This window comes from Roseomonas sp. TAS13 (genome assembly GCF_001950415.1).
Classification (GTDB): Bacteria; Pseudomonadota; Alphaproteobacteria; order Acetobacterales; family Acetobacteraceae; genus Roseomonas; species Roseomonas mucosa.
In genome coordinates, this window is the sequence record NZ_BDLP01000131.1 from 1 (window position 1) to 11,416 (window position 11,416).

Annotated in this window: 9 protein-coding genes; 8 read left to right on the forward strand and 1 reads right to left on the reverse strand. The window is 71.2% G+C overall.

Features of this window, described 5'->3' with window-relative positions:
- The coding region (locus ROTAS13_RS27155; RefSeq protein ID WP_216348640.1) for a hypothetical protein at positions 1-215 on the forward strand (215 nt) is incomplete at its 5' end.
- Positions 216-395: 180 nt separating this feature from the next.
- Here the strand turns inward: ROTAS13_RS27155 and ROTAS13_RS11965 are convergent.
- Entirely contained in the window at positions 396-713 is a 318-nt protein-coding gene (locus tag ROTAS13_RS11965) for an SCP2 sterol-binding domain-containing protein (RefSeq protein ID WP_075822457.1), read from the reverse strand.
- Between the two features lie 121 nt (positions 714-834).
- Here ROTAS13_RS11965 and ROTAS13_RS11970 point away from each other — a divergent pair, with 121 nt between their 5' ends.
- The 7 genes from ROTAS13_RS11970 to ROTAS13_RS12000 form a co-directional block, all read left to right on the forward strand.
- On the forward strand, positions 835-2,196 hold the full coding sequence (locus ROTAS13_RS11970) for an OmpP1/FadL family transporter (protein WP_075822458.1): 1,362 nt from the start codon (positions 835-837) through the stop codon (positions 2,194-2,196).
- A 14-nt stretch (positions 2,197-2,210) separates the two neighbouring features.
- On the forward strand, positions 2,211-4,046 hold the full coding sequence (locus ROTAS13_RS11975; RefSeq protein WP_083755496.1) for a long-chain fatty acid--CoA ligase: 1,836 nt from the start codon (positions 2,211-2,213) through the stop codon (positions 4,044-4,046).
- A 66-nt stretch (positions 4,047-4,112) separates the two neighbouring features.
- Positions 4,113-4,490 carry a MerR family DNA-binding transcriptional regulator gene (locus ROTAS13_RS11980; RefSeq protein WP_026033437.1) on the forward strand — a complete coding sequence of 126 codons (378 nt, stop codon included), beginning with the start codon at positions 4,113-4,115 and terminating at the stop codon, positions 4,488-4,490.
- A gap of 295 nt (positions 4,491-4,785) precedes the next feature.
- Complete coding sequence (locus tag ROTAS13_RS11985) at positions 4,786-5,925, forward strand: thiolase family protein (protein ID WP_075822459.1); 1,140 nt, start codon at positions 4,786-4,788, stop codon at positions 5,923-5,925.
- On the forward strand, positions 5,922-8,237 hold the full coding sequence (locus ROTAS13_RS11990; RefSeq protein ID WP_075822460.1) for a 3-hydroxyacyl-CoA dehydrogenase/enoyl-CoA hydratase family protein: 2,316 nt from the start codon (positions 5,922-5,924) through the stop codon (positions 8,235-8,237). Before ROTAS13_RS11985 ends, ROTAS13_RS11990 begins: the two co-directional genes overlap by 4 nt.
- Positions 8,238-8,612: 375 nt before the next feature.
- Positions 8,613-10,397: an acyl-CoA dehydrogenase C-terminal domain-containing protein gene (locus ROTAS13_RS11995; RefSeq protein WP_019462419.1), complete on the forward strand. Its 1,785-nt coding sequence runs from the start codon at positions 8,613-8,615 to the stop codon at positions 10,395-10,397.
- 323 nt (positions 10,398-10,720) lie between these two features.
- Positions 10,721-11,416, forward strand: a 696-nt coding sequence (locus ROTAS13_RS12000; RefSeq protein WP_253187668.1) for an amidase family protein, incomplete at its 3' end; no start/stop codon positions are given.

Here is an 11,416-nt window from a genome sequence, read left to right on the forward strand (position 1 = left end):
GCACTGGCCCGTTCCAGCGCCGCCAGCGCGGCGCCGCCCCCGCAGCCCCGTCCAAGGCCGCCCCGGCGGCTCCCGCCGCCACGGGCTCGGGCACGGGCGTCGTGATCGGCGGCCCGGACGCGGCGAAGAGCACCAGCAACATCAACGGCGCCTTCCTGGGCGGCGGCGGCGCTTTCGAGCGGATGCCGGACGGAAGCCTGCGCCAGGTCCAGTGACCCGGCGCGTCTTCGCGTAACCAGCGGCCGGCCCCGTCATCCGGCCGGCTCCGAGGATCTGGCCAGGATCGTGGTCCTATCCAGACGGTATCGGGGGGAGGCATCGCCTCCCCCCTTTCCTTTATGGGCGCGCCCGATGCGAACGGCCCATGCCGCCGCCGGAAGCTTTGCGAAGCCGTCTCAGTCCTCGTCGAGCAGGTTGGCCAGCTTGAGAGCAACGCCCTTCGAGCCCTCGACCCTGAGCCGGCCGGTGGAAAAGGCGAGCATGGGGTTGAGGCGCCCGGCCATCAGCTTGCCCAGGTCCGCCGCACTGAGGCGCAGCACGGTGTCCGTCTCCTCCGTGGGAAGGGCTGGGCGGATATCGAGATGCCCCCCGGTTGCATCCAGCAGCACGCTCTCATCCAAATCGGTGATATCGACGCGGACCTTGTAGCCAAGCCTGCGTAGCACCGGCGCGCGTGCAAGCATGGCGTTCATCAGCTCGTCCGTCGAAACCATGGGGACCTTCCGCGTTGCAGAATCGAATCCTGTTGACCTTAACGTCAACCATCTTCCTAATGCGTCACAAATCGGAGGGCCGGCAGTGAACGGCCCCCGGAGGGAGAGGAGACAGCCGATCATGGGTGGAACAGCCAGAAGCTGTTGCCGGGGCCTCGCGGCGGGGATCGCCGCCGGAGCCGCTGCCCTGGGGTGGAGCGCCGCGCCGGCCCATGCCTCCGGCTATTTCCTGCGCGACCAGAGCGCCGTGGGACAGGGCAGCTCCTTCGCCGGCAGCACGGCGCGCGCCGACGATCCCTCCATGCAGTTCTTCAACCCCGCCTCGATGGTCCGGCTGCCGGGATTCCAGACAAGCCTCGTCGGCACCTATGTCGGGCCGCGATCCGAGGTGGAGTCGAGCAGCGGCCGGCGCGCCGCCGCCCTGGGGGGAAGCGCGATCCTGGGCAGCACCGACGGCGACGTGGCCCAGGATGCCTTCGTGCCCGCCACCTATACCACGGCGCAGATCGCGCCGGACTGGTGGCTGGGACTGTCGGTCAATTCGCCCTGGGGGCTGATCACCAAGACCGGCGCCGGCGATGTCGCCCGCTACCACGCCATGACCAGCGTGCTGCGCACCTTCGAGATCGCGCCCTCCGTGGCCTGGAAGGCGACGCCGCAGTTCTCGCTCGGCGCCGCGCTGATCGTGCAGCACATGAGCGCGCGGCTGTCGAACGCGGTGGATTTCGGCTCGATCGGCGCGGCGGCGGGGCTCGGCCGGCTGGGCCTGCGCCCGGGCAGCGCCGATGGCATCGGCTCGGTGAAGGGCGACGACTATTCCCTGGGCTGGCAGGTCGGCGCCTTGTGGGAGCCCCATCCCGGCACGCGGCTCGGCGCGAACTTCCGCTCCGCCATCTTCCAGAACCTGGACGGCTCCTGGCTGAGCTTCGAGAACGTGCCGGCGGCGCTGGCGAACAGCTTCCGCGCCACGCGGGCCAGCACCAAGGTGACCACGCCGGAAAGTGTCACGCTCGGCCTGTCGCAGGCGCTGGGCAACCGCTGGACGCTGCTGTCGGACGTGAGCTGGACCAACTGGTCCCGCTTCCAGGAACTCCGCATCAAGGCGGATGGCCGCGCCGACACGGTGACGGCGGAGAACTGGCGCGACACGATCTTCGCCTCGGTCGGCGCCGAGTACCAGGTCAACGACAAGCTGCGGCTGCGGACCGGCTTCGCCTATGACCAGACGCCGGTGAAGACCGCCTACCGCACGCCGCGCCTGCCCGATACCGACCGCTACTGGCTCTCGGTCGGCGCCTCCTACAAGGTCACGGAGCGGATGGAGATCTCGGCGGGCTATTCGCACATCTTCGCCCGCGACGGCATCGTCAGCCTGAGCTCGGGCAGCAACCCCGGCTCCTCCGACTTCCTGCGGGGCAATCTGGAACAGCGCTACAACAACGCGGTGGACGTCTTCGCGCTGCAGGCGCGGATCGCGCTCTAGCGGGAGGGCCAGGGATGTCGGGCGGCGGGACGATGGCAGGCGATGCGGAACGGGCCCGGCCGGTGCCGCCGCCCTCCCCCGGGCCCTCCGCTCCGCCGGCGGACGGGACGCGCCCCTCCGCCGGCGCAGGCGGGGCGCTGCGCCCCGATAGTGCCGCCCATCCCTGGCTCGCCAGCTATCCGCCGGGGGTGGACTGGGCCGCCCTGCCCGCCCCCGCCACCCTGCCGGGGATGCTGCGCCATGCGGTGGACCGCTTCGGGGAGCGGCCCTGCCTCGATTTCTTCGGCCGCGGCTGGACCTATGCCCAGCTCGGCGCACTGGTGGACCGCGCCGCCGAGGGCTTCCGCCGCCTGGGCGTGCGGAAGGGCACGCATGTCGGCCTCTGCCTGCCGAACTGTCCCTTCTACGTCATCAGCTACTTCGCTGTGCTGAAGGCCGGCGGCGTGGTGGTGAACTTCAACCCGCTGCACATGCCGACGGAGCTCTCGGCCCAGGCCCGGTCCTCGGGGGTAGGGATCATGGTGGTGCTCGACCTGGAGCCGATGCTGGACCGTGTGCTCGGTCTGCTCCGCCGCCCGGGGCGGGAGGACGGCCCGCTGCGCCATGTGGTGGCCTGCCGCTTCGCCGGGGCGCTGCCGGCGCTCAAGGGACTCGGCTTCCGCCTCGCGCGCCGCGCCAGCATCGGCACGGTGCCGCGCCACGATCCGCAGGTCACGCTCTTCGACATGCTGCTGGAGGCACCGCCCCTGCGCGACGGCCCCGCCATCGGACCTGGCGACGTGGCGGTGCTGCAATACACCGGCGGCACCACCGGCCGGCCGAAGGGCGCGGTGCTGACCCATGCCAACCTGACCGCCAACCTGGAACAGGTGCGGTGCTGGTTCCACGAATGCCGCGAGGGCGAGGAGCGCCTGCTCGCCGTGCTGCCCTTCTTCCATGTCTTCGCCATGACCGTGGCGCTGAATGCCGGCCTCGCCTGGGGGGCCGAGATCGTGCTGCTGCCGCGCTACGACCAGGCCAGCTTCCGCACCGTGCTGCGCCGCAAGCCACCGACCCTGCTGCCCGGCGTGCCGACGCTGTTCAAGGCGGTCCTGGATGCCGGCATGCCGCGGGAGATGCTGGCCTCCGTCCGCTATTGCATCTCCGGCGGCGCGCCCCTGCCGCTGGAGGTGAAGCACGATTTCGAGGCTGCCAGCGGCTGCGTGCTGGTGGAGGGATACGGGCTGACCGAGGCTTCGCCGGTCTGCTTCTGCAACCCGCTGGTGGGCGAGAACCGCGCCGGCAGCATCGGCCTGCCCCTGCCGGGCGTGGAGGCGGAGATCCGCGCCCTGGACGATCCCGGCCGCGCCCTGCCGCCGGGCGAGCGCGGTGAGCTCTGCGTGCGCGGGCCCAACGTGATGCGGGGCTATTGGGAGGAGCCGGAGGAGACGGCGCGCGTGCTGCTCCCCGACGGTTTCCTGCGCACCGGCGATGTCGGCATCATGGCGCCGGACGGCTACGTGACGCTGGTGGACCGGATCAAGGACATCATCCTGTGCTCCGGCTTCAACGTCTATCCGCGCGCGATCGAGGAGGCGCTCTACACCCATCCCGACGTCGTGGCCGCGACGGTGCTGGGCATGCCCGACCCGTATCGCGGCGAAAGCCCCGCCGCCTTCGTGCAGCCGCGCCCCGGCGCCGCCCTCACGGCGGAGGAGCTGCACGCCTTCCTGGCGGAGCGCCTCTCGCCCATCGAGCGGCCAAGGCTGATCGAGCTGCGCGAGGAACTGCCGCGCACGGCGGTCGGCAAGCTCTCCAGGACCGAGCTGCGCCAGGAGCTGCGCGAGCGCCTTCCGCGTGGAGAGGCGTGACAATGGCCCATCCAGCACGGCAGGCTGCGGCATCCATCCGCCACACCGCAGACAGGGGGCCCCAGGCTGCGCCAGCTCTACACGGTCAACCAGCTCGCCAAGGAGCTGGGCATCACGCCCCGGGCCATCCGCTTCTACGAGGCGAAGGGACTGCTCGCCCCGGAGCGTGCCGGCACCACGCGGGTCTTCGACCGGCGCGACCGGGCACGACTGATGCTGGTGCTGCGCGGCAAGCGCCTCGGCTTCTCGCTGAACGAGATCCGCGAGTACCTCGGCCTCTACGACGCGCAGCACGGCCAGGCGGAACAGATCCGCTGGCTGCTGGACAGCGTGCGCGACCGAATCGCCCGCCTGGAACAGCAGCGCGCCGACCTGGAACAGACCCTCGCCGAACTGCGCGACATCGAATCCCAGGCGGCGGACGCCCTTTCCGGCCAATCCTGACCCACAGGTCTGGGTGGTCTGGCCGGGGAGCCGGGAGGCGCCGCCTCCCGGACCCTTTTCTGAGAGAGGGGCCGCTCAGGGGGATGGTATGCCCCCGAGACCCCGCCATGAGCGCTCCGCGAGGAGGGGGCCGCGACCGCCGTCGCGCCTGTCGCGACCGGTCTCCCAATCCCCCTCCTCGCGGAGCGCTCACAGGGTCCCCGGGGACTAACGTCCCCGGGCGGGTGGGGTCCGGGGAGGGCGGAGCCCTTCCCGGAGCACCGCGCCCGAACCCCCAGAACCAGAGGAACGAGCCATGACGGATGTGGTGATCGCGGCCTATCGGCGTTCGCCGTTTCACTTCGCCGGCAAAGGGGAGCTGGCCAGGGTCCGGCCCGACGAGCTGGTGGCGCAGGTGATGCGGGCGCTGCTGGCGGAATCGAAGGCGGACCCGGCGGCGATCGAGGACGTGGTCATGGGCTGCGCCTTTCCGGAAGGCGAGCAGGGGCTGAACATCGCCCGGCTGGCCAGCTTCCTGGCCGGGCTGCCACAGGCGGCGGGCGGGGTGACGGTGAACCGCTTCTGCGGTTCCTCGATGCAGGCGGTGCACCAGGCGGCGGGGGCGATCCGCATGGGGGCGGGCGAGGCCTTCCTCTGCGCCGGGGTGGAAAGCATGTCGCGGGTGCCGATCATGGGCTTCAACCCGCTGCCGCATCCCGGCCTCGCGAAGGACTTCCCGCAGGCCTACATCTCCATGGGCGAGACGGCGGAGAACGTCGCACGGCGGCACCAGATCCCCCGGCGGGAGCAGGAGGAGTTCGCCGCCGAAAGCCAGCGCCGCGTGGCGAAGGCCCAGGCGGAGGGCTATTTCGCCTCCGAGATCGTGCCGATCCGCACCAGGGCCGGGACGGTGGAGCAGGATGGCTGCATCCGCCCCGACACGACGCCGGAAGGGCTGGCGGGGCTGAAGCCGGCCTTCAGCAAGGACGGCACGGTGACGGCCGGGACCTCCTCGCCGCTCACCGACGGCGCGGCGGCGCTGCTGGTCTGCTCCGGGGAGCACGCGCGGTCCCGGGGAATGGAGCCGCTGGCGCGCATCCGCGGCATCGCCGTGGCGGGCTGCGCGCCGGAGATCATGGGAATGGGACCGGTCGAGGCCTCGCGCAAGGCGCTGACCCGGGCGGGGATCGGTGTGGGCGACCTCGACGTGGTGGAGCTGAACGAGGCCTTCGCCAGCCAGTCCATCGCCTGCATCCGCGAGCTGGGGCTCGATCCCGCCCTGGTGAACATCGATGGCGGCGCCATCGCGCTCGGCCATCCGCTGGGGGCGACGGGCGCGCGCATCGTGGGCAAGGCGGCCGCGCTGCTGCGGCGGCAGAACGGGCGCTATGCGCTGGCCACCCAGTGCATCGGCGGCGGCCAGGGCATCGCCACGGTGCTGGAGGCGGTGGAATGAGCACGATCCAGCGGGTCGGCGTCATCGGCGCCGGGGTGATGGGCGCCGGCATCGCGGCGCAGATGGCCAATGCGGGCCTGCCGGTGGTGCTGCTGGATGTCGTGCCGGGCGGTGCGGCGAAGGCGTTGGCGGCGATGCTCAAGGCCGATCCGGCTCCCTTCATGCATCGCGGCGCGGCGAAGCTGGTGCAGCCGGGCGAGCTGGAGAGCGACCTCCACCTCCTCGCCGATTGCGACTGGGTGGTGGAGGCGATCACCGAGCGGCTGGAGGCCAAGCGCGAACTCTATGCGCGGCTCGACGGGGTGATGAAGCCGGGGGCGGTGCTGTCCTCCAACACCTCCACCATCCCGCTGCAGGCGCTGGCCGAGGGAATGCCGGCGGAACGCGCGCGGCATTTCCTGATCACGCATTTCTTCAACCCGCCGCGCTACATGCGGCTGCTGGAGGTGGTGGCCGGCCCGCGGACCGATACGGGCGTGCTCGCCACCATCCGTGAGACCGCCGACCGGCGCCTCGGCAAGACGGTGGTGGTGGCGAAGGACACGCCGGGCTTCATCGCCAACCGCATCGGCACGCTGTGGATGCAGTCGGCGGTGAACCACGCCACGGAGCTGCGCCTCTCGGTCGAGGAAGCCGATGCCGTGGCCGGGCGGCCCATGGGCGTGCCCAGGACGGGCGTCTTCGGCCTGCTGGATCTCGTCGGGCTGGACCTGATGCCGCATGTCTCCCGCAGCCTGCTCGCCAGCCTGCCGGAGGGCGATGCCTACCGCGCCCTGCACCGCGAGCATCCGGTGGTGGCGAAACTGATCGAGAGTGGCCGCACCGGGCGCAAGAGCAGCCAGGGCGGCTTCTACACCCGGGCGAAGGATGCCGGCGGGAAGAGCCTCAAGCGCGCCATCGACCTCTGGACCGGCGAGGACCGCGACAGCGGGAAGCCCGTGCTCGAAAGCCTGGAGGCCGGGGCGAAGGACCTGCGCAAACTGGTCGCCCATCCCGACCGCGGCGGCCGCTTCGCCCGGGCGCTGCTGCTGGACACGCTCTCCTACGCCGCCGCGCTGGTGGGCGAGATCGCCGATGACGTGGATGCCGTCGATACGGCGATGCGGCTCGGCTACAACTGGAAATACGGGCCCTTCGAGCTGATCGACCGGCTCGGCCCCGGCTGGCTCGCCCAGGCGCTGCGCGAGGATGGCCGCCCGGTGCCGGTGCTGCTGGAACGGGCCGGGGAGCGGAGCTTCTATCGCACCGAAGAAGGCGTGCTGCAGTTCCTCGGCCTGGATGGCGAATACCATTCCGTGCCGCGGGCCGAGGGCGTGCTGCTGCTGTCCGACGTCAAGCGCCGCTCGAAGCCGCTGCTGCGCAACGGTTCCGCCAGCCTCTGGGACATCGGCGACGGCGCCGCCTGCCTGGAATTCCACACCAAGATGAACGCGCTGGACCCGGAGGTCATGGCGCTGATCGGCAAGGCCGTCGCGCTGGGGAGGAAAGGCGGCTTCCGCGCCCTGGTGATCCACAACGAGGGCACGCATTTCTCCGCCGGGGCCAATCTCGGCCTCGCCCTCTTCGCCGCGAACATCGCCGCCTGGGGCGAGATCGAATCCCTGGTGGAACAGGGGCAGAAGACCTATCGCGCGCTGCGCGACGCGCCCTTCCCGGTGGTCGGCGCGCCGTCCGGCATGGCGCTCGGCGGCGGCTGCGAGATCCTGCTGCATTGCGACGCGGTGCAGGCGCATGCGGAAAGCTATATCGGCCTGGTCGAGGCCGGCGTCGGGCTGATCCCCGGCTGGGGCGGCTGCGCCAACCTGCTGCGCCGCTGGCAGGAAGCGCCCGGTCTGCCGCATGGGCCGATGCCGCCGCTGGCCAAGGCCTTCGAGATGATCTCCACCGCGCAGGTGGCGAAATCCGCCTTCGAGGCGAAGGAGCTGCGCCTGCTGCGGCCGGAGGACGGCATCACCATGAACCGCGACCGCCTGCTGGCGGAGGCCAGGGAACGGGCGCTCGCCATGGTCGAGGGCTACCAGCCGCCGCGGCTCGCGCCGCTGCGCCTCGCCGGGCCGTCCGGCCGCGCCGCGCTGGATCTGGCCGTGCGCAGCGCCGCGCAGACCGGCAAGGCGACGCCGCATGATGAAGTGGTCTGCGCGCATCTCGCGGACACGCTCACCGGCGGCGAGGCGGCGGACTACACCGAGGAAGTCCCGGAGGAGCGCGTGCTGGCCCTCGAACGGAAGCATTTCATGACGCTGCTGCGGCATCCCGCGAGCCTCGCCCGGGTCGAGCACATGCTCGAAACCGGGAAGCCGTTGCGGAACTGATGCCCGGGGTGGGTGTTCCCGCGTGGTGCCCGGGGCGGCCCCCTGGGGGCAAGGCGCTGCCTCGCCCCCAGGACCCCCACTCCGCCAGGACCCTGCGGGCCCTGGACCCGGTGGGTGGGCGCCTGTGAGCGGCGTCAGCCCAGGATCCGATCCCAGGGAACGCGTGGAAAGGCGGGGCTCTCCCAGAGGAATCGAAGACGATGTCGGCACGTGCGGCACCGGCCGTCGCCGGAGGGCTAGGCCCTCCGGCGCGATCCGCTGTCAGCATGAACCAACGAATGGGAGGTCCAGGACCCTCAGGGTCCTGGCGGATGGGGTCCGGGGGAAGGCGGCGCCTTCCCCGGTCCCTGGCCCGAACAGCAAGGAGGACAGGACATGCCGAGCTACAAGGCACCGCTGCGGGACATGCGCTTCCTGCTCAGCGAGATCGTGGCGATGGAGCGGCTGCGGGCGCTGCCGGGCTGCGAGGAGATGCAGCCGGACCTGATCGACCCGGTGATGGAGGAAGCGGCGAAGCTCTGCGAGGAGGTGCTGTTCCCGATCAACCGCCCGGGCGACGAGGAGGGCTGCCACTACGAGAACGGCGTGGTGCGCACGCCGAAAGGCTTCCGCGAGGCCTACGACGCCTTCCGCCAGGGCGGCTGGACGGCGATGGCCTGCGACCCGGATTACGGCGGCCAGGGCCTGCCGCGCACCGTGTCGCTGCTGTTCGAGGAGATGATCTGCTCCGCCAACCTCGCCTTCAGCCTCTATCCCGGCCTGTCGCACGGCGCCTACACGGCGCTGCACACGCATGGCACGGCGGCGATGAAGGACCTCTACCTGCCGAAGCTGGTGTCCGGCGAATGGAGCGGCACGATGTGCCTGACGGAGCCGCATTGCGGCACCGATCTCGGCCTGATCCGCACCAGGGCCGTGCCGGCGGAGGACGGGAGCTACCGCCTCAGCGGCACCAAGATCTTCATCTCCGCGGGCGAGCACGACCTGACGGAGAACATCGTGCATTTCGTGCTGGCCAAGCTGCCGGACGCGCCGCCGGGGGTGAAGGGCATCAGCATGTTCCTGGTGCCGAAGTTCCTGCCGGACGAGAACGGCAAGGTGGGGCCGCGCAACGGCGTCTCCTGCGCCTCCATCGAGCATAAGATGGGCATCAAGGCCTCCGCCACCTGCGTGATGAACTTCGACGGAGCGAAGGCCTGGCTGCTCGGCACGCCGCACAAGGGGCTGCGCACCATGTTCACCATGATGAACGAGGAGCGGCTTTCCGTCGGTATCCAGGGTCTGGGCATCGCCGAGGTCAGCTACCAGAACGCCGTCGCCTATGCGCGCGACCGGCTGCAGGGCCGGGCTCTGGGCGGCGCGAAATATCCCGACAGGCCGGCCGATCCCATCCTGGTGCATCCGGACGTGCGGCGCATGCTGCTGACCATGCGCGCCTATACCGAGGGATGCCGCGCGCTGGGTGTCGCCGTGGCGCTCCAGCACGACATCGCCACCCGCCACCCGGAGCCGGAGGAGCGCCTGGCCGCCGAGGACCATGTCGCGCTGATGACGCCGATCGTGAAGGCGCTCTTCACCGATCTCGGCACGCTCTGCGCCAACCACGGCATGCAGGTGCTGGGCGGGCACGGCTATATCCGCGAATGGGGCATGGAGCAGTATGCCCGCGACGCGCGCATCGCGCAGATCTACGAGGGCACCAACGGCATCCAGGCGCTGGACCTCGCCGGGCGCAAGATGCCGGCCCATGCGGGGCGCTACCTCCGCCGCTTCTTCCATCCCGTGCTGTCCTTCATCGAGGCGCACGAGGAAGACGAGCGGATGGGCGAGTTCATCCTGCCGCTCTCCAAGGCCTTCGGCCGGTTGCAGCAATGCACGGCGGAGCTGGCGCGGCGCGGCCTGTCCGATCCCACGGAGATCGGCGCCGGGGCGACGGACTACCTGCGCCTCTTCGGCCTCACCGCCCTGGCGCATCAATGGGCGCTGATGGCCGGGGCCGCGCTGCGGGGCGATGGTGGGGAGACACCGGAATTCTACGCCGCCAAGCTGGCCACGGCACGCTTCTTCATGCAGCGCCTGCTGCCGGAAACCGGCGCGCTGGCCTCGGCCATCCTGGCGGGCGGTGCGTCGATGATGGCGTTCGACGACGCGGCGTTCTGAAGGGGACGTGCCGGGCCCCGGACCCCGGAAGAGGCTCCCCTCTCCCGGACCCACTCCGCCGGGGATCGAAGCCGGTCCCCGGACCCCGGGCTTTCGTTGGCGCTGGTGGCTGCCGTTACCCTGCAACCCGATCCTTTGGGGCAACAGGCAGGCGCCAACGAACGGGAGGTCCAGGACCCTCAGGGTCCTGGCGGATAGGGGGCTTGGGGGAAAGGCAGCGCCTTGCCCCCAACCACGGCGCCACGTCCGGAGCAGCCCCTCGACAAGCCCCAGCCCTGCCCGGAGACTGCCCCGCGCAGATCACCGCAGAGGAGTCCCGGGGCATGGGGGATTATTGGCGCCTGACGGCCAGCGAGCTGGCGGCGAAGCTGCGGGGACGGGAGGTTTCGGCCGAGGAGGTGGCGCGGGACGCGCTGTCCCGGCTGGAAGCCGCGAACCCCGCCATCAACGCCGTGGTGGACCACCGGTCCGAGGAAGTCCTGGCCGAGGCGCGCGAGGTGGACCGCCGCCTGGGCGCGGGCGAGGATCCCGGGCCGCTGGCCGGCGTTCCGGTGACGATCAAGGTGAATGCCGACCAAGTGGGCCATGCCACCACCAATGGGCTTCGCACCCAGCGGGAACTGATCGCGAAGGAAGACAACCCCGTCGTCAGCAACTTCCGCCGCGCCGGGGCGGTGGTGCTGGGGCGGACCAACACGCCCGCCTTCTCGCTGCGCTGGTTCACCCGCAACGCCCTGCACGGCAACACCAGGAATCCCCGCGACCCGCGCCTGACCCCCGGCGGTTCCTCCGGCGGTGCCGCGGCCTCGCTGGCGGCGGGGATCGGGGCGCTGGCGCATGGCACGGATATCGGCGGCTCGGTGCGCTATCCGGCCTATGCCTGCGGCGTGCACGGGCTGCGGCCGACGCTGGGGCGGATCGCCGCCTTCAACGCCAGCAGCCCGGAACGCGCGATCGGCGCGCAGTTGATGGCGGTTTCCGGCCCGCTGGCCCGCTCCATCCCGGACCTGCGCGCGGCC